The organism is Coleofasciculus sp. A1-SPW-01, from assembly GCF_040217205.1.
GTDB lineage: Bacteria > Cyanobacteriota > Cyanobacteriia > Cyanobacteriales > Coleofasciculaceae > Coleofasciculus > Coleofasciculus chthonoplastes_A.
Map to the genome: position 1 here is coordinate 27,095 of NZ_JAVJNP010000201.1, position 24,985 is coordinate 52,079.

Genomic DNA, 24,985 nt, shown 5'->3' on the forward strand with positions numbered 1-24,985 from the left:
TTTGGGTGCAACCGAAAAGATAATCGTAAAACCCGCCCCTACAAACGCGCCCGGATTCCTCGACGGTTATAAAGGATTATGTAGGGGCGTACCGACGTGCGCCCTTCCTTGCCAACACCGACGTGCGCCCTTTTACCGCAGCAATGTGCGCCCGGTTTAATCGTAAAATCTATGCGATCATTTTAGCTAGTCAGATTAATCGCGAAGCAGGGGTTTGGAAACCAAACCCCTACAAATCATATCGATGGCAAAGACGCTGCACTTTTTTCTGCATCCGGTGACGCATACTCTCCGGTGAAATAATTACACAATCCTCCCAATATCGCGATATTTCCCGCAGAAACCAGAAGGGATTCACCACTCGCCGCACCACCTGACGCACCTCTCCTATCACTTTATCGTCTATATCCTCAGGTTTAGGTTGATAAGCTTTCACTAGCCAACCATAAAAATGTAAGTACACTTTAATGGCATCGAACTCACCGCGCCAGCCGCCACTGGTGGGTAGGATTGCCTGAATTCGGTCTAATCGGAAGCAGCGATTGTGCCAGAGTTCCGGTAAATCAGCCATCTCCTCCTCGACATCTGCGGTTTCTTCACACCAGACTTGCAGGTAAAAGCGTTTTTCGTAGAAGCAAATCTCTGCATAGCGGACAGTATAGTCCAAGTCTTGTGCTTGGGAGTTGCGATAGAGTAACCGAAAGGGTTGTTCTTGATTAATATAGTTTTCCACCTCAATACGCCAGGGTTCAGTGGGTTTGCCAATCTGTTGCAGCAGGGATTGGCGCAGGGGAGGTTCTAGATTGCCTCGGTCGAGCAAAAGTGTAAGTATATTTTTAGCGGCTTCGACGTGACCTGCATCGATTAAGGCGGCGGTGGCTTGTTGTAAGGCGTTGACCTGTTCAGGGTTGAGGGTGAAGGGTTTTCCGACTTCTAGTTGTTGTTGCGCGATCGCACTGATCAGTCCCGATGGGCTGGGATTCTTGCCCCAGAAGATGTTCAGGCGACGGGCAATCTCTTCTAGCTGGGCTTTCGTGCCAGGGGGAATCGATAGGGTCAGTGTTTCTTTCTTTCTGGGCATTTTAATTTTGTACTTGCACTTTTAGGAAAACCATGGCATAGTGGGATTAATCTAAGTATATTTTGATTTGTCGGCAATGCAGCCATGACTAACTATGCGATCGCGCTTCAGCCTCTATACTCGCGTTTGTGTGAACAACCGCCTGAAGGAATTATCTTACCTCCAGATTGGTCCTCACTATCCTGGCATCAAGGAGAAACGGTTGCAGCCTTGAGAGAGTCTAGCATTGATGTGGTTTTCAATACCGCCGTGACGGGGGATGGTAAAAGTTTAGCCGCTTATCTCCCCGCGATGACCAGTCGCACGTACACTTTAGCCGCCTACCCGACAAATGAATTGGCACGGGATCAGGAAAAACAGGTACGAGGCTATAAACGTAAGTTTCAGCCGGAGTATGATCCGCAAATCTATCGCTTGAATGCGGCGATTTTGGCGGAGTTTATTGAAACCAACAAGCTACCTTCTAAGCAAGCTGGATTGCTGAATCGTTCCAATAATTCAGAAATTCTGCTGACGAATCCTGATATTTTTCACTATATCCATGACTTCCGCTATCTGCGGCGCAACAAAGAAGGGAAGGGAGATAACCCAAATCGACTATTTGCCAATATTGATAAGAATTATAACCTATTTGTTTTCGATGAGTTTCATATTTTCTCGTCGCCTCAGATTACCAATATCCTCAATGCTATCCTGCTGATTAAGCATACTGTACCGGGAAAGCAATTTTTGTTTTTATCGGCGACGCCTAATGAATTCTTACAGGACTATTTATTAAAGGCGGGATTGAAGTATCGGGTGATTAATCCAGTTGCACAGGGGGCTTATCGATTCTCAGTTGAGGACAATGATAAAAACTGGCGACCGATTAGTCAACCGATTGAGTTACGATTTCCCAAAAACCTGGAACCGAATTTCCGGTCAAGTTATGATTGGATTGTCGAGAATGCTGAATCAATAATTTTAAGGTTTTTTCAGGATTATCCAGGTAGTAAGGGTGCGATTATCCTCAACTCCATTGCCGCCGTTAAAACTTTACTGCCGAGACTGAAGCAGCTATTTGAACCCTTGGGGTTTCAGGTACGAGAAAATACTGGATTGACGGGAGAGACAGAGAAATCAAAATCAGTTGTTGAGGCAGATTTACTGATTGGTACGTCTACAATTGATGTTGGGGTAGACTTTCGGATTAATTTCCTAGTCTTTGAAGCGGCGGATGCGGGGAACTTTATTCAGCGTTTGGGACGGTTGGGGCGGCATAAAGGGTTTGAGACGTATCAGGCTTATGCGTTGTTACCTAAGTTTATTGTCGAACGTCTGTTTGAAGTGGAATCGCCGCCTTTACAGGATGGGGAAACTTATGATCGGCTGACGTTTTTTAATACAGTTCGCGCTAATTTTGCCTTTGTGAATGAGTTTAAGCATTATCCATCACGTTGGGGTGGGATACAGTCGGCTTGTGTTTATTCGGAATTACTCAGGCTGATTCAGCGGTACCCAGAAGCGGCATCAGGATTTGGCAATGATATCCAAAAGGCGTTGGGAGTTAGTGTGAGGAAAAAATTTGGACAAATCAAGCACTGTCAGCGGGAAGGGAAACAAAAGGTTATTGATGAGGCGCGGAGTTTTCGCGGCAGTAGTCAGCTTAATTGTGCCATATATGATGCCACAAATCCGGATGAACCGGAATCGGAACGGTTTAAAACTTATAATCTGCCTAGTTTATTGAGTAATTTTACGTTTGAGTGGTGGGACAAGGAACGGTTTATCAGATGTGCAAGAAAAGCGGATGTCCCTAGCCAGCGATTTGAGCAAGCCTTGGCTTATTTTAAGTTAACTGGATATCGGGATGTGCGGGAAAACTGGCATTTTTATTATGGAGGAGAACTGGGTGAGATGGTGAAGTCAGGTAAGGTGCAAGTTCTCAAAGGGTTGGAAATTTGGCAACCTCATGGGAGGGACATTAATCAAATCAGTCAGAGGGTGAGTCGTCGAGGATTCGTCTGTTTTATTTGCGATCGCGATCGCGCCACGGTTCGGGCGAGGTTGGGATTGCCAATTCATTTTCAAGTTTATGGGTTGAGTAATCAGCTAAATGATACGAATCCAGGGTACAGTATTGCATTTGGTCAATCGGCGCTATTGCTGGAGACGCTGACTTGGTATTGGCAACCCCAGCAGGATGATGGATGGGTTTGTTGAAAAGCTTGCGGAGAAAGGGGTTTGCCCGAAATCAGAAGGCGACAGTGTTTCAATACCTGATAGGCATTAGTGAAAGTGCAGCACTGAACTGCAATCCTTTCTCCTTAGTTTATAGAATACACGATTTTGTCACTGTCGGTTAGTCCGGCTAAGTCCGATGCAGAAATTGTTCTCCCTGTTTACTGGATACACGATTTTGTCACCGCCCTTACTTAGGCGCTCTCATATTTGCTAATCAATTAGGCTACAGTGACTACTTGACATTTTCAATAGAGGTGAGGATGATGGTAGAAACCACCATTAACAGCACGATTATGGACATTCATCTCAGTGATGCTGATATCGCTCAAATGCCAGAACCGGGTCGTACCTGGTTTCTCAACTGGCTTCCCGAATACCTGAAAATCAAGAGGTCAAAGTCTCATCTATTCGCAGTTCCTCAACAGTCGGAAACACTTGAAGTACCTTCGATTCAGCTCGATCTTCCTCTTGAACCTCAAAATCTTCAGCAAGACACAGAACACACTCATGTCAGGCTCACCCAGCTATTTGAGGCGGGTATCACTCAACTAGGGATGGCAGTTCGAGTCAAGCTAAAGCGGAACTTAGCAAAGCGCTTTGGATGCCAGTACAGAGAAGGACTTGAAATATCTCCCACAGGAACAATCGTTTTCAACGGACAAGAATTTGATAAACCCAGTCCCCTAGCAGCAAAGGTTAATGGTAGTGCAGCGAACGGCTGGGAGTACGTCGAGGTCAAGAAGAATGACCAGTGGGTTGGCTTGGATGAATTACGTCAAATTTGGAGACAAATCAATGACTAACGAAAATCTGTTATCCCGAATTTCGATTGACCCAAATATTTGCTTTGGCAAACCTTGCATTCGCGGACATCGTATTTGGGTGTCTCTCATCCTTGATTTTTTAGCGAGTGGTATGACAATTGACGAGATTCTCGAAGATTATCCGGGTATAGAGAGGAATGACATTCTTGCTTGTATTGCCTACGGTGCAGAAATGGCAAGGGATTCATACGCCGAGATTCCTCTGGAGATGAATCGATGAAGCTGAAGTTAGATGAGAATCTGGGTAGACGCATGGCAACACTATTACGTTCAGCAGGACATGATGTGGCTACAGTACCGGGACAAGACTTATCTTCAACACCAGACACGCAATTAATTGAAATTTGTCGCCGTGAAGGTCGATGCTTGGTGACATTAGATCGGGGTTTTGGTAATCGTCTGCGGTTTAAGCCATCGAATTATTCTGGAATTGCAGTGATTCGTTTACCCAAGCAACCCAATCCAGGAGATTTGCGCGAGGCGATTGAGATATTCATGGCGGGATTAGAACAAGCAGATATTGTAGGAAAGCTGTGGATTATCCAACGAGGAGTGATTCAGGAATACCAACCGATTGAGTCAGAGGAGACAGATAAATGACGGGAAAACAATTATCCTTATTTGAGAATAACGGCGATGAACTTCCTCTAGAACCCTTAGATTTAGAGACGACAGAAGAGGAGGATGATGATACTCTAGCTGATGCTGAATTATTAACCATTCGCTTATTCAAAAATGCCATTCAAGAAGCATCAGGAAATCAAGGCGATCGCATCTTAGCATCCTTTGCCGCCGATGTCTTGCCCCGTCTGATTCAGCAGTTAGTGGGGGTAACCGCTAAGGGGGGTCAATTTACTGAAGATAGACGGGCAGAAGGGAAGAATGTTGACCGGAGTAAAGAGGATCAATCCTTTACCTCACACCTGCTGAATGGCTTGTTTCCCACCTATCGAATTCTCAGGATACTGAAGACTGAGAGTAAACAAACTAATCCAGTGAAACGGAATTGCACCGAAGCCGAAATTCGCCTATTTATCGCAGCCTATCTCTTACATGACTTTGATAAGTTTCCTGATTATCCTGACTGGCTAGAACAATCAGATCGTAGATTCCAACACCGCAACTGGCGAGAAAATCCCGCCCACAAATCAGACGCGCCAGATTTTGGGCGGGGATATGTGGCGCAAAAGATGCGGGAGTTTGGCTTAACGGTATTCCTGGGTGAAGAGTGGGAGTCTCAAGTTGATGATATTGTTTGGTTGAGTCATAATGCTGGGGTAAAATGGGATGCGGATTTAGGTCTAGAATGTCGCGGGTTAACGCCGAAATTAGATGGACGAATTCGAGGAACGCTGGCAAGTTTAGTTAGACTCTCGGATTTATTCGCCTCTGTGATTAAGCATCCTAGAGATATTGACAATAATGGATTATTTACGGAACTCCAGAGTCTGAGTAATGGACAGCTTCAGTTTCGCTATCATGCCCTTGCCGATAATCGAGGCGTTCTCACTAATATTATTAACAATGCTTTAATGGATGTTCATCCGAGTGACTATTATACACCCTTACTGTATTTACCCGATGGGGTGGTGTATTTAGCCAAAGCAGATGCACCCGCGATTGATACCAGTCAAATTTCAGCACAGGTGATTGCCAAGATTCGCCAGTTTTGTGCCGAGAGGCTACAGCATAAATCCACGGGGTTTAGTCGAGATGGGAAGGGATTTAAGTTTGCGGATTATTATTGGTTATTCTTTGATGCACCCGGGTTAATGCAGGTGAGTATTGATGCCGCGTGCCGACTTATTCCTAGTACCAAAACTTCCTCAGCGAAAAAGCGGAGTGAGAGTTTAGTTAAGTTCAAGAATCAGGGGGATTTACCGGAGACTATCCCGGTGGAATTTGACGCCGATTATCGGATTGATCGGTTAGCTGAATTTGGGGATATCCTGTGTCGAGGAATTTGGCAGAAATGGTGCGATCGCGTCCACCACGTCCAAAGGTTAAAACCGAAGGCACAGCGCCAAAGTTTGCCGGATTTAGATTTAACTCAACACTTAGCTGAATCCTTAGGATTAGCGGCAATAATTCCTAATATAAAAGCGATTCAATCCCTAAAAAAAACTGGAGGCGTTCCCCTAGATTGGTATTATATCGCGGCACAGTATATTCAGCAAACCAAAGGGTTAGATGAGAACCAGTTGCGCCAGACAATGGTAGATATGGTAAGTCAGGCGACGAGTTTAATTCAACCTATGATTGAAGCCGTAACTATTCCCGATGGTTGGCAGGATTTGCGAACCTATATTAGTCGAGTGGTGACGTTACCAACGGGTGCGGTGACACCACCAGAGGTAAATCCGTTCTTAGTTGAACTTAACCGTTACCGCGCCGCCAAAGTAACTGGAAGAGGGCGAGAAAATGTCTGTGCTATGTCCAGTTCGGCTTATACAGTAACGGAACAAATGGAGTCAGCCACGTTATTTGCGCCGCAAGTCTATAGTAATCGCCAGATTTTATTTAATACTCAGGCGGCGAAGCGACAAATTTGTTCAATTTGGTCAATTGAACTGATGTTGCGGCAAATTTTGATGAATCAAACCAATGCGACGGGGGCAGATTTTGAGGGACGGAAGTATCGCTATCTCTATCTCTATCCCGCTTACTTTTTTACCCCAGAAACGAATAAATTCTTACACAAGGCTTACACCTGGATTGCTAGAACTCGCTTTGATGCCGATATTCGCAACCATTTGATTCGGGATAAGCAGGAGGCGCGGTTTACACTGGAGAATTATCAACAGGTGGATTCCTTATTAATTCAACCCGACTTACAACCAGAAGATGACCGCACGTTTAAACTGAATTATCCAGAAGATCAGCCGCTAACCTTCTTTTTCCTAGCGTTACCACCGGGAAGGGATGCTACAGATATTGAATCCTGGATTATGCCAGCGTGGTTAACCTTTGCCTTACCCTTAATTCTAGATGTGAAAGCCGTAGCCTCTGAATCTCCGGTTCCCCCATTTATTAGTGGGGCTGATTTTGAAAAGACGGCTATCTTAGATGGCGAACATCAAGGGATTCGGTCTTTAGTCAGAGACAGTGAATACCGCTTAGATGGTATTTTACCCCGTCAAGTAACACCGCGTTTATTTTCTCCTTTGAATGCCTTAAGTGCCGCCTATTGTATTCACTTAGAAGCGAATCGCAAGAAAGATGGCAATCCCGATTGGGGGAAATTAGCAGCATTAGCGCGAGATTTGGACACTGATCCGCTTTATGTCTTTCACTATCTGAGTAAATGGTTCCGCAAACAGGAGAAACTGGACAGTGTTCCCGTTAGCAAAATCAAACTCTATCTCGATTTTTACCATTACTTTGACCCAGAAGGAGAAGCCGTGAACGAACTCAGAGAACTGACTCGACTCTACCGTGTATTTTATCGTGCCAAGCGTCCTTCGGCTAAAGCCAATGCCATTCTTAAACCCATTGATGAGGCGGCGGATGTGATTTTAAAGATTGATAAAGCACTAATTATCAATAGCGACTCCCAACTTAATCAGGAGGTATTAATTGATGTTGTGGCATCACGTTTATCCAAGTTAATGAATAATGTCCGCCGACGTGCCGCTGAAGGAAAACCTACCCTAGCTTTCGTGGATGGTAAATGGAAACCTGCGCTGAATTCAGAAGCCGAACGTCAAGCTGTACGGGAGTTTTCTGAATATTTTGTCGAGGTGATTTTTGCCAGGAAATTTAAATGCGATCGCGCCCGTCTAGCCGGAACTCAGTTAAACTTAATTCGGGATACCTGTGAGTACCTTTACCGCCTCGCTGATGACCAAGAACGCCAGGAACGCAAGCAAGATGAACCGGAAGAGGTTCCGGAGTTAGATACAGAATCTGTTCCCTAATCAATTTTTGTTCACTCAATCATCTGGAGTAAAAATCATGCCCTTTCTCAAAACTATCGATTCCCAATTCTTTCACCCAGAAATCCCCGCCAAACCCATGGGCAAATATGCTCATTTTATCACCCTTCGCATTACCGAATCCTATCCCCTGTTTCAAACCGATGGCGAGTTAAATAAGGCACGAGTGCGGGCGGGAATTGTGCAAAAGGAAACCATTAGCCGTCTGGCAATGTTCAAGCGCAAACAGTCTACCCCAGAACGTTTAACCGGACGCGAATTATTGCGGAACTACAAAATTGGCGACTGGGAAACCTGCGATTATAACGTTAATTTTAGTAAGACAACACCGGATTGTATTCTCTATGGTTTTGCCATTGGGGATGCAGGTTCAGAGAAATCTAAGGTTGTGGTTGATACGGCGTTTTCAATTACACCCTTTGATGAGTCTCACTTTAATTTTACCCTGAATGCCCCCTTTGAAAACGGCACAATGAGTCGGAATGGAGAAGTCACCAGTCGGATTAATAGCCAAGACCATATCTTACCCCAAGTCTTTTTTCCCAGTATTATTACCTTAAAAGATCCCACCGAATCCGGATTCCTGTATGTGTTCAATAATATCCTCAGAACCCGTCACTATGGGGCGCAAACCACGCGCACGGGTCGAGTTAGGAATGAACTCATTGGTGTCATCTTTGCCGATGGAGAAATTGTTAGTAATTTACGCTGGACACAAAAGATATATGATCTGATGAAACAGGCAGATCAAATTCAACCCCCTGATCCGCTCAATGAAGATGAGGTTAACGCAGCCGCCAGCCAAGGAATGAGCGAGTTAATGGCACAAGAATATATCCCCCACACTGATTTTATTGGTGAGTCATTGTTACCCATTTTAGCGGAAGTTAAATCAATCACTAGCAATGAGACACAACTTATCGCCATGTTGACCCAAGCCAATGCTGAATCATCAGCATACTCAGAAAAATACATTGCTAAAGCCAGTAGCAAGACCAAAAAATCCCCAGCAAAATCCAAGTAATTATGGCTCTAATTTACCGCTGTCAGCTAGAGTTGCATGATAGCCTCTATTATGCCACTCGTGAAATTGGGCGACTCTATGAAACTGAACCGATTATCCATAATTACGCCCTCTGTTACGCCTTGGGATTAGTGGATAGTTCTGTTTATGGGACAACTGTTGCCCCAGACAAGTCCTATGGTTACTTTTGTGGCGAACAAGTTCCCAAGTATCAAGAACATTTAACCCCTCTCAATGCCCAGGGAATTTACATTACACCGGGGCGAGTCATTCACCATAGCGCGGTTCTCAACACCTGGAAATATGCCAACAATAACTATCATGTTGAGATGGAGAAAACCCAGAAAAATATCCCCAGTTTTGGCAGAACCAAAGAGATTGCCCCGGAAAGTCAATTTGAGTTTTTCGTTATCTCTCACAAGCCATTCACATTACCCAAATGGATTCGTCTAGGGAAGTGGATGAGTAAAGCCGAGGTAAAAATAGAACAACTGGCTACTCCTCAACTGATGGAGGGAGAATTCACCTATCCTTATCCCCTGAATCCCCTAGATGTGATGTTTACCCATCGCGTCATCAGTTATGATGTGGTGAATATGTCACCAGTTAGTTTAATTCGGAATGTGCGAATTCAGGGGCAATATTATCAGGTGAGTGACAGGAAACCTTTCTTGATTCCGGCACAAATGCAGTATCAATTTCAGGGGAGTTAATCAGTTTCATGGTGATAAGGTAGGTTAACCTAGGTAAGGGTAAGGCAGTGCCGTGTCCCGACAAAGATGTGGCACCGGAACATCTTGATAAATTGGTTATTGTGTAGGGGCAGGTTTAGGGACTCAATTCAACTATTTACCGATAACTTCTCAACAAAACCCGCCCTCCCCACTAGATTTTCCACGAACCTAATTTTATAGATCCCCCCTAGCCCCCCTTCAAAAGGGGGGAACCGGATTTTAAGCGGGATTTAGGGGGATCTCAACGTGAAACCCTAACCATTCATTTACAGGTAAAACTAATGAATAATACCGATTACATTCCCATCGCCTCTCTTAACCAATATTCTTACTGTCCCCACCGTTGTTGGCGGATGTTTTGTGCGGGAGAATTTAGCGAGAATTACTATACCATTGATGGCACCAGTTTACACGATCGCGTCCACACTGTCGGGGAGTCTCAACGTGAGGAAGTTGGGCAGGTGCGGGCGATTTGGCTGAAGTCTCAACAGTATCACCTAATCGGGAAATCGGATTTAATTGAATCAGAATCGGGTGAACTCTATCCCGTGGAATATAAGCGGGGGCGCAAAGCGTCTAGGATGGTAGCTTTAGCTACGAGTCTTAGCTAATGTTTTTACGATAGCTAAATAGGTATTAGAATAAAGGTAAGGAGGTGATGCAAAGTGTTTAATCTGACTTACGCCTATAAACTAAAGCCAACCAAAAATCAGGTAGTCATTTTTGAAGATTGGCTAGAACAAAACCGCCGTGTGTACAACTATGCACTAGCAGAGAGAAAAGATTGGTTTAAATCGCGTAGTTGTCAGGTTAACGCTTGCTCACTCGCTGGTGAATATATCATTCCAGCTAATGTCCCTAGACCAACTTACAATAAGCAAGCTGTAGCCTTAACCGCATACCGAAAAACGAGTGAAAACCTTAAACGGGTTCATTCTCAGGTACTCCAACAAACACTTAAGAAACTGGAGAAAGCTTTTGTCAGTATGTGGGAGCAAGGTCACGGTTTCCCACGGTTTAAAAAAGCTGGCAGAATGCGGTCATTCGTGTTTCCTCAGTTAGGGAAAGACCCCATACAGGGAGACGCGGTTAAGCTTCCTATGATTGGGTTAGTCAAGTTTAGGCAGTCTAGACCAATCCCGGACGGGGCAACCATTAAGCAAGCGCGTGTAGTCAAACGGGTATCAGGTTGGTATGTCATGCTCACCTTACAGTGGGATATTGACGTACCTCAGCCAATGCCCCATGGGGAAGCCATCGGAATAGATGTAGGAATCAGTCATTTTGTCGCCGTATCCAATGGTAAATTATTTCCTAATCCTAAGCCTTTTAGGGAACTCGAAAGCAAGCTGAGATTGCTGCAAAAGAGGGTATCTAGAAAGCGATTAGGGAGTAACAATTTGAAAAAGGCACAAGCCAAAGTAAATCGATTGCATGAACGGATAGCGAACGTTAGGAAAAACTACCACTGGGAGCTAGCCCATAATCTTTGTGATTGGGCGGGTATGATATTTGCTGAAGACCTAAACCTAAAAAGGTTAGCCAAGGGGATGTTAGGTAAGCATTGTTTAGACGCTGGATGGGGTCAATTTTTCCAAATACTAGAGCAGTGCTGTTTTAAACGTGGTGCATTCTTCCTAAAGGTAGACGCTAAGAAAACTAGCCAGATATGCCCTAAATGTTTAACAGAAACGGGTAAAAAGTTACTATAGCAATCCTATTTAGGTTGTGGCAATTTTCAAAACTGAAACCCTTGCTATACTTGGCTTTCGAGCTTTTCGCTTGTTGCATCCTATTTAGGATTGCTATATCTAATCGCGTCCATTCATGCCATCACTGCGGCTATACAACCGACAGAGATGTAGCCGCCGCTCAAGTAGTCTGTATAAGAGGACTTGCAGCCGTGGGACTCACGGTCAAGATGCTTTCTGAGGGTAAATACACTGGTATCCCTGTGAAGGAAGAATCCCCGTCTATGCAAGAGCGGGGAGTGTCAAGGGCAGTGGATGCAGTATAGTGTGTTCGAGTGCAGTTTGACGGATACCCAGTATGCCAAGTTGCGATCGCGTTTGAATAAGGTGATTAAACCAGACCAGGATAGTATTCGCTTCTATTTCCTCTGTGGCTGTTGTCAAGGGAAGGTTGAACGCATCGGCGGTGAACCCATCAGGGATAATTCGATTTTCTTTGTCTGATGCGACAACCAGTAGGTGTTTTTTTTGAGGAGTCAAAATTTGAGGCTGTAATCCTTATTGGGTAAGGGATACAGCCTTTTTCACGGCTGAGGAGGTTGTCGCAAAGGCTGAAAGGCTTATTCAGAAAGGATTTGAGACTTTTTTGTTGGCGGGGGTTGTCAAAACCGAGGGCTGAAATGCTATAGTTAGAGGAGGTTGTCGCAATCGAACCTTGAAAACTAAATACAGCAAGCGTTTCAGAGGTCGGCAGTCGAAATCCTCTATAATCCCTATCAGGGATTGAAACGCCCTAGATCCACACACCAGCTTGCACCACCTGGGTCGAAATCCTCTATAATCCCTATCAGGGATTGAAACTCATCATCGAATGCCTTGCCTTTATCCCTTTTTAGTCGAAATCCTCTATAATCCCTATCAGGGATTGAAACTATTGCAGAAGATTTCATTGCTAGGTGGCTGACGTCGAAATCCTCTATAATCCCTATCAGGGATTGAAACTCAACCCCACCCACCCTAGTATCGGGAGTCGCAAGTCGAAATCCTCTATAATCCCTATCAGGGATTGAAACGAATCAACCCATCCATTCGGAACCGATTGATGTACCGTCGAAATCCTCTATAATCCCTATCAGGGATTGAAACAAAGAGCGTGCCAAGGTTCGACGCGCCGCCAAAAAGTCGAAATCCTCTATAATCCCTATCAGGGATTGAAACGTATTCTCCCCCGTATATGTATTCGGTTGTCTGTTCCCAAGGTCGAAATCCTCTATAATCCCTATCAGGGATTGAAACACAGTGAGGCTTACCCCACCGGGCATCCTGCGCGGTCGAAATCCTCTATAATCCCTATCAGGGATTGAAACTGGTTGATCGGTTCCAATCGGGAGAGTCAAAGGTGTCGAAATCCTCTATAATCCCTATCAGGGATTGAAACTATGCCCCATAGCCTAATTCTCAACCTGCTTCCCCAATCGCCAATTCCGCCACAGTTTCTCAGTGGACGCCATTTACACGCCCTATTTCTTAACCTAGTCAGTTCTGTCGATAGAAACCTAAGCGATTATCTCCATGAAGCCAAATCCGATAAAGCCTTTACCCTGAGTCCCCTACAAATTCAGCATCGCAGTGATTCAGCATCCGCTAATCTGTACTGGCAACATCATCAACCGATTCCCCCAGGAACTCCCTGTTGGTGGCGAATTTCCCTACTTGATGATACCTTATTCAGCCAATTAACCCACCTGTGGTTAAACCTGAATCCCGAACAACCCTGGCATTTAGGTCCAGCCAACTTACAGATTACCAGTATTCTGGGAACACCCCAACCAGGAATACCCGGATGTTGGGCAAATGCTCTCAGTTATCAACAATTATATGACCAAGCCGCCACAGGCGATCGCACTCTGAATTTTGCCTTTTCTACCCCCACCGCATTTCGTCAGAGTAAATATGATTGTGCCTTACCCACAAGGGAATTAGTCTTCAATAGTTTAATTAAGCGCTGGAATCAATACAGTGGCATAGAATTCCCGAAAACATTAGTCGAGCTTATGTTTCCCAGTTTCTTTGATATTCACACTGAATTAGTTGCCGATTCTCGCAGTAAGTTTATTGGCTGTGTTGGCGCCCTCAATTTTCGGATTATGGGACAACTTGAGGCAGAAGCGATTCAGCAAATTAATGCTTTAGCCGATTTTGCCCTCTATTCTGGCGTCGGGCGGAAAACCACCATGGGAATGGGAATGGTAAGGCGAATGAAATCGTAAAGACGTTGCACCGGAACATCTCTATAAATTGGTTATTGTGTAGGGGCGGGTTTAGGGACTAAATTCAACGATTCACCGATAAATGAACAACAAAACCCGCCCTCCCTACCGATAAATGAACTAGATTCTCCATCCACCTAATTTTATAGATCCCCCCTAACCCCCCTTCAAAAGGGGGGAACCGGAAAAATGCCCAAACCAATTTACACCAAACGCTGTAAAGGATGCAGTTTTTATCCCCAATGTTTACCCCAAGCCGCCAAAAAAGTGGGGCGATATCGGGAATGAATAATGCTTGCTTGTAGTCGGCGCTTTAGCGCCGCCTACGAACCCAACCTATCCAACTCCCGGTAATCCGGTAACCTCGTATCAATCGCCACTCCATCACGAATCACCACGCGATCGCACTATCCCCTTTATAATCTAGTCCGCGCAGGCGGACTTTGTTTGTGTAGCCGCGATTTTAATCGCCGTAATCGCCGTAATCGCTACGAACCCAACCCATCCAACTCCCGGTAATCCGGTAACCTCGTATCAATCGCCACTCCATCACGAATCACCACGCGATCGCACTGCGGACGTGATAACAATTCACTATAACTGCGTCCCTTAAACCAAACCAAATTCGCCGCCAACCCCACACCAATTCGCCCCACATCCGCCAATCCCATCAAATCCGCCGCCGTTTTCGTCACCATCGCCGGAGACTCCTCATACACCCCATCCAAATGGGCAACTCTCACCCCTTGATTAAACACCTCCAACAGATCATGATCCCCAAACCCAAAAAACGGATCACGACAATTATCACTCGCCAACGTCACCCCAATCCCAGACTCCAGTAACTCCTGAATCAGCGTCACCCCACGCCAACGCGGTGTTCTCCCCAACTTCCGATCCTGTAAATACAAATTCGACAACGGTAAACTCACCACCCCAATCCCCGCCTGCTTCACCAGCCTCAACGTCTCCGCCACCACCTCTGGCGACTGTACCGCCAAACTGCAACAATGTCCACAAACCACCTGTCGCCCAAACTGAAACCGCAGCGCCGCCTCCGCCACCTTCCGCAAACAAATCGACTCCGGATTATCCGTCTCATCCGTATGAAAATCCAGCGCCAAATCCCGTTCCTGCGCCAGCCGAAACACCTGATTCAACTGCGCCTCTATATCCGGATTCATATACGCCACCCCCCCCAAAACTCCCCCCACTTCCGCCACCAAATCCGCCAACTTTACCCCTTCCGGCGTCAAATAATAATCCAGGGATACCAAAGAAACCGCCTGCAACACCAATCGATTCGCCCACTCCTGCTGCAACTGTTTAAACACGCCAAAACTAATCCTCGCCTGTTCCCCAAAGGAATCAATATGAGTGCGAATCGCCTGAGTACCATGGGCGTAACTACACCTCAACCCAAACTCCATCCGGCGATACACATCCTCCGCTTGCCAATACTGTAAACTATCCTGTTTCACCCTCTCCAACGCCAGATCAAACGTCCCCTCCGGATTCGGCGTGCGTTCCCAAATATGCCCTTTATCCAGATGAGTATGCACATCCACAAACCCCGCCCAAACCTGTCCCCCCTGCACATCCACCACCGCCGTATCACCCATCGACTGAGAATTCGCCCGTACAACTTGCGCCACCTTCCCCTCAGCCACCTGAATATCTACTAAACACAACCCCTCAGGCGTTCGACTCTGCCCAATCGATTGATCCTGAACCTGTAACATTGAGAGTGGCACACAGGCATTTTTCAGCCAATAGCACGGTTCTGATGGAATCACACTCATCAACTTTTCCCCTCCAAGCACCTAAAATATTATATCCTCGTCCGTAGTTGGTAGTTTGTAGTAAGGGCTTTAGCCTATCCAATGATCAGAACATCAACACCACCTGATCAGTAAAACCCATGCCTACAGAAAAAGGGCGGGTTTCGTTGTTCATTTATTGGTAAAATATGGTATATTTCCTTGTTCAGTTATCGGTGAGGCAGGGCGGGTTTCGTTGTTCAGGCATATATCCTTGTTCAGTTATCAATGAAGCAGGGCGGGTTTCGTTGTTCATTTATTAAATACGGCATATTTCCTTGTTCCATTATCGGTGAGGCAGGGCGGGTTTCGTTGTTCAGTTAGTTCTAACTAGCTAAATTTAGTCCCTAAACCCGCCCCTACATTATCTAAACCCGCCCCTACATTATCTAAACCTGCCCCTACATTATCTAAACCCCGCCCCTACATTAGGCTTCTCCTGCTCCCAGACGTGCCATGGCACGTCTCTACATTGCTTCCCCTGCTCCCCAATTCCCAATTCCCCATGACTACCAAAAATTCCCTAATCCTTTGGACATCCCTCAGTCTAAACTTACTCTTTATCCTCCTCTTCAGCATCTTAATCATTCGCAGAGGCGGCATCCCCTACCTAATCAGTAAACTCCCCTTCCATCAACAAGTCGAACAAACCGTAAAAATAGCCCGTCGTCGCAACACCTATCAATCAACCTATCACCAAATGCGAAAACAAATGTTTGAGCAAATGCCCAACTCCGAAACCGAAATTATCTTCATCGGCGATAGTCTCACCGATCAAGGTGAATGGGCAGAACTCCTCGGAAACGCCAACATCCGCAATCGTGGCATCTCTGGAGACACCACCGACGGCGTTCTCAATCGCCTCAATGAAATCACCGCATCCCAACCCCAAAAACTCTTCCTAATGATTGGCGCAAATGACCTATGGAATGAAAAGAAACCCGCCAGCGAAATCGCCGCAAACTATCGCCTCATCCTAGAACAAATTCAACGCCAAACCCCAGAAACCCAAGTCTTTATTCAAAGCCTCTTACCCATGAACACCATCCAATATCCCATTAAAGTCAACAACTCCGATATTATTTCTGTCAATCGCCACCTTCAAGACCTAGCCAACGAATTTTCCTATACCTACATTGATTTACATCAACACTTTACCAACGACCAGAAACAACTCGACCCACTATATACCATTGACGGCGTACATTTAAACGGCAAAGGATACCTAAACTGGGCTAAAATTGTTAATCTTTACGTCAACCAATAATTACCTGAACAGAGAGACACGTCTAAATGAACAACCTAGCCACCCTCTATTTCTTTTGTGGGAAAATGGCAGCCGGGAAATCAACCTTAGCCAAACAGCTAGCCAATGACCATAATGCCATTCTGCTAGTTGAAGATGACCTACTCTCCCAACTCTATCCCGAAGAAATTATTGATATTCCCAGTTACATTAAATACTCTTGGCGTCTTAAAAATGCCATTTCCGATCCCATCTGCAATCTTCTCTTAAACGGTATCTCAGTTGTTCTAGATTTTCCCGCCAATACCCAAAATCAACGTCAGTGGTTCCGTCAGCTTATCGAGAAAACTAATGCTGCTCATGAGCTTCATTTTATCGATGCAACCAACAATCTGTGTAAACAACAGCTCAAGAAACGCAGCCGGGATAAACCAGACGGAACCGCATTTACCAGTGAGGCTGAATTTGAGGCGATAACAAAATACTTTCAGGCTCCAAAAGATACAGAACGATTCAATATTATCAGGTATGAACGCAGCTAATTATTACATCCAGTCGATGGGAATGCTGAAGCAGATCCGTTGCTTCAAAACCATATTTGATAGAGTCAACCTCCAAAAGATAGATATCCGTCTCTTTTCTCTACCACTTACGCATCAGAGCAAAAGTCTATCATTCGAGTCATGATTCCATCACAGTTGAACTTCTAAGCTAAAAGCACTAAGCTAAAAGTAGGTTTAATTCCAGAAAAAAATTAATCCGTGGCTGAATTAACAAAGATTTATATGCGAATTTCCACACCCAAACTCCTAACAGGTACAATCTTAAGTGCCGTACTCTGTGCTGTTGCTGGGACTTCCGCGATCGCACGTCCCCTTGGCGAAGGTTCACTCAATCCCAATACTCCTAATACAACAGAAGCTGAACCCGTGCAACCCAAACACGGGGAAGTTGTCAGCCGCGCCTCTAACTTTGCCACGATTGAAATGGACAATGGTGAACGCCAAACAATACCCGTCGCCCGTTGGAAACTGGGTCGATTAGAACCCGGAACTGACGTGTGGGTAGCTTATGGTCGAATTGTCGCCATTGATTCTCAAGATAAACGCCTCAAAGGTGATATCGTAGCCGACGCCGATTATGCTATACCCATGGAAGGTCGAGTTGCCAGTATCACGGGTAACATCGCCAGTGTGGAATTAGAAAATGGTGATACCGTCAGTATTGGTTTATCTAGATCCCAACAAGGACAAATTGTCCCCGGTACTCAAGTCATGGTAGACGATGGACAGATAATCGAAATCGAGTCAATGTCTCGGTAGTTATCATTTGTTGATTAGTGATTGGGGAAGTATTCACCCAACGCGCTTGCTAATAGAATCAGGTTTGTAGGGGCGGGTTTAGGAATTTTCGTTTGGCTATTAGTGGTAACGTTTGTACAAAACCCGCCCTGACTGAGTTCAAGAAACTTAAGCTCAACCCCTCACCCCCAGCTGACAGGTGTAGGTTTTTTAATTTAGGGTGGAGATAAGACAAGGGAGACAAGGAAGGAAAGTAGACAAGGAAGAGAAGAATTGTATAGCTCAAGAAGTATTCGGAGTAAAAACTGTTCGTGGAAATAAACCATTTACTGTTTGGATAGATGTTGCTGTTCTTCACTACCTACAGTTACTGCAATTGTCCGGTTCCCCTTCTCCCTCGATGGGAGAAGGGGCTAGGGGATGAGGGTGACTCAACTCCCTCAATAGAAAAAGGTGTAAAAAAACGCTCTATTATTCCGTACCAATGCCATCGCACAAGTCCCTATCTTCCACATTGGGATTATACAGCAAATAATTGCGTATTCTGTTGCAACTGCGCTCCATTAAAAAGTCAAGGTCTACATCCCATAGTTTTATAGTGTTGTCACTGCTACCAGAAGCTAAAATCTTACCATCGGGGCTGAAACTTACGCTATAGACCGAATCATCATGATTTTCCAAGCGATTGCGTTCCCTGCTGTCGTAAATATTAGTGATTAAGGAACCCATCACCTCGGGATCATGTGCTTTATGTTTTTGTAGAACTTTCCCTGCCTGAATTGCTGCGATGAAAGCATCCAAATCCTTTCCTTGATTCAAAAGCAATAGAGAAGAGCTCTTGAGTCTGAACTCAGATCGAGTTATGTTTGGGGGGGGGTGAGCTTGCTTCTGTTTATCGGTTCTGAGTTATTCTTACTTTTATTGGTGTGATTCAAACTTAAACAAGAAACATCGCTACCCGAAGCGAACCATGTTAAAACCAACACAAATATTACAGGGACGTTACCAACTACGACAGCAGTTAGCCAATAACGCCGGTCGTCAAACTTGGTTAGCCCAAGACTTGAACTCATCGCCCCCAGAACCCGTCATCGTCAAGCTACTGGCGTTTAGTCCTCAGATGCAATGGGATGAGTTTAAGTTATTTGAACGGGAAGCAGCGGTTCTTAAACAACTGAATCATCCCCAAATTCCCAACTATCGGGACTATTTTTCCCTGGATAAGGAAACGGGTGCGGGATTGTACTGGTTTGGTTTGGTACAGGAGTATATTCCGGGGAAGTCTTTGCAGCAGTTATTAGACCAAGGGTATCACTTTAGTGAAACTCAGGTGCGTTCTATTGCCATTCAGGTGCTGAAGATTCTCCAGTATTTGCATGGATTAAAGCCACCTGTTTTGCACCGAGATATTAAGCCCAATAATCTGATTTTAGGACGAGACAAGCGGGTTTATTTAGTCGATTTCGGTGCGGTGCAGAATAGTGCAGCCGTGGAAGGAGTGACGTTTACCGTAGTGGGAACCTCTGGCTATGCACCCTTAGAACAGTTTTGGGGACAAGCGGTTGCAGCGTCTGATTTGTATGCGCTAGGGGCGAGTTTGATTCATTTATTAACGGGGATCTCTCCGGCTGACTTACCCCAGCGTGAGTTACGGATTCAATTTCGCGACAAGGTGAGTATTAATTCTCAGTTCCTCAACTGGATTGAAGCCCTGAGTGAACCGGATTTAGGACTGAGGTTTAAGACCGCTTCTCAAGCCCTAAAAAAACTCAAACAAGGTTATTTCCTTAAGGATAATAACCCAAGGATTACCTCCCCTGCTTCTAGTAGAATTAAACTTGATAAATCGGTAGATAAACTCAGGATTACTATTCCAGCCAAGCCAATGCTATTACCGCGAGACTTATTTGATTTCGTCATGAAAATAGCACCACTTATAGGAACATATATCATAATTATATTCATAGTGATAATCTTCAGTTTAATCATTCCTTTTGGGGTTTTTTGGGCAACTATATTATTGACAATATTATTGACATCATCCCTTATGCTTATTGACAGTATTTTAGCTATTTTTGGTTGCCTTTTGCCGCTGACAGTATTTTTAATAATATTTTTATTTGGTGACAGATATGTTTTTCATTTCCAGAAACTATGTCGTCACTTAAAAAACAATATATGCGAATCAATTATTAATAATATTAAAAATACAACTTTTGTTTCTTTAAATAGCTACCGCATTCAACTTGATAGAGAAGGGTTGATATTTGAATGCTGCAAGGATTGCATTTTATTTAAGATATATGATCAACCAACAAAAATAAACACTCGAAAAACAAAACTAGAAGATACTAATCCTTATAATTCACGCCTTCAAGAACTTACAGTCAATTTCGATTGTCATCAAATCCATCTAAAAAGTCTAACGGAGACATATACGATAAAGGGTTTATCTCAATCTGAATGCCAATGGATGCTAAAAGAGATCCAAACCTGGCTCTATCATTACCAATAATTAAACAAAATACTGTATTTTTTAACCTAATCATGCAGAAATACCAACTATTAAAAAAACGGTATAAATTAATAATAAACTTAAAAGAAAAGGCGGGTCGCCAAACTTGGATAGCCACTGACGTAAAAGCCTCATCCCCTAAAACAGTCATGATTAAGCTGTTAGCCTTTAATCCTCAGATGCAATGGGATGAACTCAAGCTGTTTGAACGAGAAGCCAAAATTATGCAAACTATCAATCATCCGAGAATTCCCCAATATATTGATTATTTCACCGTCGATGCAACTGAGGGAGAAGGATTGTTATGGCTGGGGCTAGTACAAAACTATATTAAAGGCAACTCTCTTCAGAAAATTTTAGATAAAAAACGATACTTTCACCGAAAAGAAATTTACTATATTACTGAGGAAATTCTAGAAATTTTGATTTATTTGCACGAACTAAGTCCGCCAATTATTCATCGTGACATCAAACCCAGTAACCTACTTCTGGGAGAAGATCACCACATCTATCTGGTGGATTTTGGTGCTGTTCAAGACAAAGCCAAAGCCGAGGGAGTGACGTTCACCGTTGTGGGAACCAGTGGCTATGTACCACCAGAACAGTTATGGGGAAAAGCCGTTCCCGCATCGGATCTTTACGCCTTGGGTACCACTCTGACTCATTTGGTAACCAACATTCCGCCGACTGAATTGCCCCAGAAAGGAATGCAGATTCAGTTTAAGCATCAAGCAACAAGAATTCATCCTAGCTTTGCCAACTGGATTGAGAAGCTGATCCAACCCGCTGCAGAAAAGCGATTTAAAACAACACGTATAGCTTTGTATGCCTTAAAAAATCTGTCTCTTGATACGAAGAAATTTGGGCAAGAGACCGATAGTCTTGAGTCTGAACTCAGATCGAGTTATATTTGGGGGTGGTTGAGTTTGCTTCTGTTTATCGGTTCTGGGTTATTCTTACTTTTATTGGTGTGATTCAAACTCAAGCAAGAAACATCGCTATCCGAGGTGAACCCTATTAAAACCAGCGCAAGTTTTACAGGAGTCAATTCTAGGTAATCCTTTGTTCCATTCACACAAACCAAGCGACTCACCCCTACACGCCACTACATCGGATTAAATCTTTTATATCCCAACTTCCCGGTCAAAGCGTAACATCTCCAAACTGCGATCGCCGTAGAGATCCGCGATATGATCTCGACAACAGTCGATCGCAAAATCGTTTAACTCCTCCGGTTCAATCCCATACATCTGGTGAAAGGTATCCGCCTCCACCCGACAGAAGCGAGGGCGATGGGCATAAATGCGACATTCACGAGTCGCATGATCAAAATTGACACACCAGCCGTCTTCTCCCACCATACTCAAATACTGGTCTAACTCCTCTGGTGTCAGATAGGTTTCTAATCCAGGGCGTTCCGTTGGGTCTAGATGACAGCACGCACCACATTGCTTTACACAACGCCAAGTTGCCATTGCATTTCACCATCGAGCGATTGATTCCAAGCTTCTCTAGGATAACGGGTTTTCCTCTGTCGGATAGACAAGGACAGATGACACAGGACAAATGACATTTCTGTTACGTTTTGTATAGTTTTGTTAATTTGATTAAAAAAACTGACCCATTTCCCAGTAAAATCTAATCGGCAATTTTTAACGACATCATCTAAATTAGGTTAATCGGGAGGATAGATGGATTTAAGTTTTATCGGGAATATTAACTGGGAACTAATCGCCCAGCTTACCGTGCTGGCTGCGATTGTGATTGCTGGTCCTGTGGTTATTTTTCTGCTGGCTGCGTTTAGGGGAGACCTGTAGCCGTCTGTTTGTGGGAGCATCTTGCTCCCTGATGCATTGAAGCCGGGGAAGCTGTGTAGAGACGTGCCATGGCACGTCTGGGAGATGAGGGAGATAGGGAAGCAATATGATGACAGTTGTAGGGGCGGGTTTGACAACTATCGTTTCTGTTGCACCCAAATCTAACTAAACCCGCCCCGACTAAATGACGAATGACGAATGACCAATGACCAATGACGAATCACAAGTTTAAAGCACGAGTTGCGGCTTTAATTAAATGATAATAATGAGGTTGGGTAACATCTACTTGTTTCGCATCATCCCGCTTGAAGCCTAAAAGTCCGGTACGCTGTCCTTTTTGAATCACCAGAACTTTGCCTTCAGAATTTCTAATTCGCAACTCGTTTAATGATTCCCATAAGCTACAGGTATAGCGACGTTCATTGTGATAAAATTCAGCTTTTTTAATCGCTGATGGGGCGGATTTACTCACCCGAATGCCGACTAATTCTAATTCAATCGTTACAGTTCCATTCCAGGCATTATCTTTGAGTTTATAGGCAATATCTACAGTAGAAGGTAGAGGGAAGTATTCACCCCAACGCCACGCGATCGCATTCAGTTGCTTGGTTCCATCAAATCCAGACAGGGTAAGCTTTAGATGCCCTTTCCCCACGAGCCTTTGTTCCACTACGCGCACATTCGGCGTCCAGAATATCGGGTCAGGATTACCAATCCCACAGGGATGCAATCGGTCTATTTGTTGGTAAAGATTATAAGTAATTTGATTAAAATTCGCCTCGGTGTCTATAGCGACTAAAGGCTTCAAATGTTCAGGTTCTAAACATTGATGGGCAAAGTGACTCAGTTGAGTTTGAAACGCGGTTAAATTTTCACTGGGTAATGTAAAGCCTCCCGCTGCTTGGTGTCCGCCAAATTTCCCTAATAAATCATGGCAAGATTGTAGGGCTTCAAAGACATGGAATTCGGGAATTCCTCGTGCGGAACCGCGAATGTGTTCCTGATTTTCATCTTCATAAGTACCAATAAATACCGGGACACCATACCGTTCCACCAGGCGCGACGCTACAATGCCAATCACCCCATGATGCCAATCCGGTTGCACTAAGACGAGAACGCGCTGCTGTTGCCAGTTTAACGCCTCTGTTTCAATTAGTGCGATCGCCTCTTCCTCGATTTCTGCACAAAGCTGTTGACGTTTTTGGTTAATTTGTTCGCATTGCATCGCCCGTTCTAAGGCGATTCCCGCATCGCTGGTGGTGAGGAGTTCAATCACGATTTGCGGATCAGCTAAACGCCCCACGGCGTTAATCCTGGGTCCAAGTTTAAAGCCGATATCTTCCGGTTTCAGGGCGATTTGGTCTTCACTGACGCCTGACATTTGAATTAAAGCCTGAATTCCCGCCAGTTGAGATTTAGGTAAGCGTTGCAAGCCTCGTTTTAACCAACGGCGGTTAATATCCGTTAAGGGGGCGAGATCGGCAATTGTACCTAGGGTGAAGAGTTCTAGGAGTTGGCTAGTGAGTCCCTGGAGTTGACCTAAATCTTGGGCGAGGGTAACCGCTAATATATAAGCTACACCGACACCAGCTAAACTGCGATAGGGGGAAGATTCAGGTAACTGTTTAGGGTTAAGAATCGCATCGGCGTTGGGGAGTTCAGGGGGAAGGTCGTGATGATCGGTAATAATAACCATGAGACCCAATTCTACCGCCCGGGCGATCGCGTCATGTGCAGCAATCCCATTATCTACAGTCAGAATTATCCCCACGCCTTCATTAGCGAATTCTTCCACAATCCGAGTATTAATCCCATACCCCTCTTTCATCCGGCTAGGAATCCCATACTCCACATCCGCCCCTAACCACCGTAATGCCCGGAGTAACAAGGCGGTACTCGTCATCCCATCAGCATCATAGTCTCCACAGATCGCTATTTTCTCATTTTCTGCGATCGCTTCTTTAAGCATCTCCACACTAATCGCCAAGTCGGGAAATTCATCCATCGGGCTGGGCATAGCCTGGGATTCTGGATATAAATAGACCATAGCTTGGTCTACGGTGTCGAATCCTCGGTTAAGTAACACTTGACCCAGCAGGGGTGACAATCCTGTCCCTTGGGCGAGTTGGTTGGCTTTTTCTGGGTTAGCGGAGGAAATTTGCCATCGTTGATTGGGCAAAGATTTATGGGAAGGGGATTGGTCAGAACTAGATGGGCTGAACACGCTAACTTGGGCAATTACAGTTGGGCTAGGGATAGTTTACAGCAGATTGGTCTTATGTCTTATGTCTTTCGTCTTATGTCAAACATCTGATACCTGTTCTGCTTAATCGGGAACAAACACAGATGAGGACGTCTATAGGGGTGCAAGGCTTGCATTGGTGGAAAGTCGAGGTGTAGGGGCGGGTTTTACTGATAACGTTGTGGCACAAACTGATAACTTGACTAAACCCGCCCCTTTTTTTCCTTTGGTATCTATACCAAAGACCAAATCTGAATGATTT

19 protein-coding genes, 3 pseudogenes and 1 CRISPR repeat array are annotated in these 24,985 nt (G+C 44.8%); of the genes and pseudogenes, 17 read left to right on the forward strand and 5 right to left on the reverse strand.

The annotated features are described in order from the left end of the window. Positions 1-229: 229 nt before the first annotated feature. Positions 230-1,081: a helix-turn-helix transcriptional regulator gene (locus RH949_RS28650; RefSeq protein ID WP_446357967.1), complete on the reverse strand. Its 852-nt coding sequence runs from the start codon at positions 1,079-1,081 to the stop codon at positions 230-232. An 84-nt stretch (positions 1,082-1,165) separates the two neighbouring features. On the opposite strand from RH949_RS28650, the gene cas3 reads away from it, so the two are divergent. The 11 genes and pseudogenes from cas3 (at position 1,166) to cas6 (ending at position 13,782) form a co-directional block, all read left to right on the forward strand. Next, positions 1,166-3,283, forward strand: a complete 2,118-nt coding sequence (cas3, locus tag RH949_RS28655) for a type I-D CRISPR-associated helicase Cas3' (protein WP_446357969.1) — start codon at positions 1,166-1,168, stop codon at positions 3,281-3,283. A gap of 257 nt (positions 3,284-3,540) precedes the next feature. Next, a complete protein-coding gene (locus RH949_RS28660; protein WP_446357971.1) occupies positions 3,541-4,107 on the forward strand; it encodes a restriction system modified-DNA reader domain-containing protein in 567 nt (188 codons plus the stop codon). Further along, positions 4,100-4,348: a DUF433 domain-containing protein gene (locus RH949_RS28665; protein WP_446357973.1), complete on the forward strand. Its 249-nt coding sequence runs from the start codon at positions 4,100-4,102 to the stop codon at positions 4,346-4,348. The genes RH949_RS28660 and RH949_RS28665 overlap by 8 nt, the downstream gene beginning before the upstream one ends. Then, positions 4,345-4,728, forward strand: a complete 384-nt coding sequence (locus RH949_RS28670) for a DUF5615 family PIN-like protein (protein ID WP_446357975.1) — start codon at positions 4,345-4,347, stop codon at positions 4,726-4,728. The genes RH949_RS28665 and RH949_RS28670 overlap by 4 nt, the downstream gene beginning before the upstream one ends. Further along, positions 4,725-8,045, forward strand: a complete 3,321-nt coding sequence (cas10d, locus tag RH949_RS28675) for a type I-D CRISPR-associated protein Cas10d/Csc3 (protein ID WP_446357977.1) — start codon at positions 4,725-4,727, stop codon at positions 8,043-8,045. The genes RH949_RS28670 and cas10d overlap by 4 nt, the downstream gene beginning before the upstream one ends. 37 nt (positions 8,046-8,082) lie before the next feature. Continuing rightward, positions 8,083-9,087, forward strand: coding sequence for a type I-D CRISPR-associated protein Cas7/Csc2 (cas7d, locus tag RH949_RS28680; protein WP_446357979.1), 1,005 nt, complete (start codon positions 8,083-8,085; stop codon positions 9,085-9,087). Positions 9,088-9,089: 2 nt separating this feature from the next. Next, positions 9,090-9,800, forward strand: a complete 711-nt coding sequence (cas5d, locus tag RH949_RS28685; protein WP_446357981.1) for a type I-D CRISPR-associated protein Cas5/Csc1 — start codon at positions 9,090-9,092, stop codon at positions 9,798-9,800. Positions 9,801-10,102: 302 nt separating this feature from the next. After that, positions 10,103-10,393 (forward strand): annotated as a pseudogene (gene cas4 / locus RH949_RS28690) (CRISPR-associated protein Cas4); the annotation flags it as partial. 93 nt (positions 10,394-10,486) lie between these two features. Further along, positions 10,487-11,838 (forward strand): annotated as a pseudogene (locus RH949_RS28695) (RNA-guided endonuclease InsQ/TnpB family protein). Next, a pseudogene (cas2, locus tag RH949_RS28700) lies at positions 11,816-12,016 on the forward strand (CRISPR-associated endonuclease Cas2); the annotation flags it as partial. The pseudogenes RH949_RS28695 and cas2, both read left to right, overlap by 23 nt. 249 nt (positions 12,017-12,265) lie before the next feature. After that, positions 12,266-12,950: direct repeats of the CRISPR family, unit length 37 nt; unit sequence GTCGAAATCCTCTATAATCCCTATCAGGGATTGAAAC. Between the two features lies 1 nt (position 12,951). Beyond that, complete coding sequence (gene cas6, locus RH949_RS28705) at positions 12,952-13,782, forward strand: CRISPR-associated endoribonuclease Cas6 (protein WP_446357983.1); 831 nt, start codon at positions 12,952-12,954, stop codon at positions 13,780-13,782. A gap of 488 nt (positions 13,783-14,270) precedes the next feature. On the opposite strand, the gene RH949_RS28710 is transcribed toward cas6, so the two are convergent. Beyond that, complete coding sequence (locus tag RH949_RS28710) at positions 14,271-15,584, reverse strand: cytosine deaminase (protein ID WP_446357985.1); 1,314 nt, start codon at positions 15,582-15,584, stop codon at positions 14,271-14,273. Positions 15,585-16,107: 523 nt separating this feature from the next. Between RH949_RS28710 and RH949_RS28715 the strand changes: the two genes are divergently transcribed. The 3 genes from RH949_RS28715 (at position 16,108) to RH949_RS28725 (ending at position 18,170) form a co-directional block, all read left to right on the forward strand. After that, positions 16,108-16,869, forward strand: a complete 762-nt coding sequence (locus tag RH949_RS28715; protein ID WP_446357987.1) for a GDSL-type esterase/lipase family protein — start codon at positions 16,108-16,110, stop codon at positions 16,867-16,869. Positions 16,870-16,895: 26 nt separating this feature from the next. Then, entirely contained in the window at positions 16,896-17,390 is a 495-nt protein-coding gene (locus RH949_RS28720) for an AAA family ATPase (protein WP_446357989.1), read from the forward strand. 219 nt (positions 17,391-17,609) lie between these two features. Then, positions 17,610-18,170 carry a hypothetical protein gene (locus RH949_RS28725; protein WP_446357991.1) on the forward strand — a complete coding sequence of 187 codons (561 nt, stop codon included), beginning with the start codon at positions 17,610-17,612 and terminating at the stop codon, positions 18,168-18,170. Between the two features lie 450 nt (positions 18,171-18,620). On the opposite strand, the gene RH949_RS28730 is transcribed toward RH949_RS28725, so the two are convergent. Continuing rightward, the gene (locus RH949_RS28730; protein ID WP_446357993.1) at positions 18,621-18,950 is read right to left on the reverse strand and encodes a WD40 repeat domain-containing protein; all 330 of its coding nucleotides are present in this window, start codon (positions 18,948-18,950) and stop codon (positions 18,621-18,623) included. 169 nt (positions 18,951-19,119) lie between these two features. On the opposite strand from RH949_RS28730, the gene RH949_RS28735 reads away from it, so the two are divergent. Both RH949_RS28735 and RH949_RS28740 read left to right on the forward strand, forming a co-directional pair. Then, entirely contained in the window at positions 19,120-20,664 is a 1,545-nt protein-coding gene (locus RH949_RS28735) for a serine/threonine protein kinase (protein ID WP_446357995.1), read from the forward strand. Between the two features lie 32 nt (positions 20,665-20,696). Next, positions 20,697-21,638, forward strand: coding sequence for a serine/threonine protein kinase (locus RH949_RS28740; protein ID WP_446357997.1), 942 nt, complete (start codon positions 20,697-20,699; stop codon positions 21,636-21,638). A 150-nt stretch (positions 21,639-21,788) separates the two neighbouring features. On the opposite strand, the gene RH949_RS28745 is transcribed toward RH949_RS28740, so the two are convergent. Continuing rightward, positions 21,789-22,139 (reverse strand): YkgJ family cysteine cluster protein, encoded by a 351-nt coding sequence (locus tag RH949_RS28745; protein ID WP_446357999.1) that lies wholly within the window; start codon positions 22,137-22,139, stop codon positions 21,789-21,791. 216 nt (positions 22,140-22,355) lie between these two features. Between RH949_RS28745 and psb30 the strand changes: the two genes are divergently transcribed. Next, positions 22,356-22,481, forward strand: coding sequence for a photosystem II reaction center protein Ycf12/Psb30 (psb30, locus tag RH949_RS28750; protein WP_006099423.1), 126 nt, complete (start codon positions 22,356-22,358; stop codon positions 22,479-22,481). A gap of 220 nt (positions 22,482-22,701) precedes the next feature. Here the strand turns inward: psb30 and recJ are convergent, their stop codons facing one another. Continuing rightward, positions 22,702-24,705, reverse strand: coding sequence for a single-stranded-DNA-specific exonuclease RecJ (gene recJ, locus RH949_RS28755; protein ID WP_446358001.1), 2,004 nt, complete (start codon positions 24,703-24,705; stop codon positions 22,702-22,704). Positions 24,706-24,985 lie beyond the last annotated feature (280 nt).

Excerpts from the sequence above, each read along its gene's own strand:
- RH949_RS28650 (WP_446357967.1), bottom strand. The coding sequence starts at position 1,081 with ATGCCCAGAAAGAAAGAAACACTGACCCTATCGATTCCCCCTGGCACG.
- cas3 (WP_446357969.1), top strand. The coding sequence starts at position 1,166 with ATGACTAACTATGCGATCGCGCTTCAGCCTCTATACTCGCGTTTGTGT.
- RH949_RS28665 (WP_446357973.1), top strand. The coding sequence starts at position 4,100 with ATGACTAACGAAAATCTGTTATCCCGAATTTCGATTGACCCAAATATT.
- RH949_RS28670 (WP_446357975.1), top strand. The coding sequence starts at position 4,345 with ATGAAGCTGAAGTTAGATGAGAATCTGGGTAGACGCATGGCAACACTA.
- cas10d (WP_446357977.1), top strand. The coding sequence starts at position 4,725 with ATGACGGGAAAACAATTATCCTTATTTGAGAATAACGGCGATGAACTT.
- cas7d (WP_446357979.1), top strand. The coding sequence starts at position 8,083 with ATGCCCTTTCTCAAAACTATCGATTCCCAATTCTTTCACCCAGAAATC.
- cas5d (WP_446357981.1), top strand. The coding sequence starts at position 9,090 with ATGGCTCTAATTTACCGCTGTCAGCTAGAGTTGCATGATAGCCTCTAT.
- cas6 (WP_446357983.1), top strand. The coding sequence starts at position 12,952 with ATGCCCCATAGCCTAATTCTCAACCTGCTTCCCCAATCGCCAATTCCG.
- RH949_RS28710 (WP_446357985.1), bottom strand. The coding sequence starts at position 15,584 with ATGAGTGTGATTCCATCAGAACCGTGCTATTGGCTGAAAAATGCCTGT.
- RH949_RS28715 (WP_446357987.1), top strand. The coding sequence starts at position 16,108 with ATGACTACCAAAAATTCCCTAATCCTTTGGACATCCCTCAGTCTAAAC.
- RH949_RS28720 (WP_446357989.1), top strand. The coding sequence starts at position 16,896 with ATGAACAACCTAGCCACCCTCTATTTCTTTTGTGGGAAAATGGCAGCC.
- RH949_RS28735 (WP_446357995.1), top strand. The coding sequence starts at position 19,120 with ATGTTAAAACCAACACAAATATTACAGGGACGTTACCAACTACGACAG.
- RH949_RS28740 (WP_446357997.1), top strand. The coding sequence starts at position 20,697 with ATGCAGAAATACCAACTATTAAAAAAACGGTATAAATTAATAATAAAC.
- RH949_RS28745 (WP_446357999.1), bottom strand. The coding sequence starts at position 22,139 with ATGGCAACTTGGCGTTGTGTAAAGCAATGTGGTGCGTGCTGTCATCTA.
- psb30 (WP_006099423.1), top strand. The coding sequence starts at position 22,356 with ATGGATTTAAGTTTTATCGGGAATATTAACTGGGAACTAATCGCCCAG.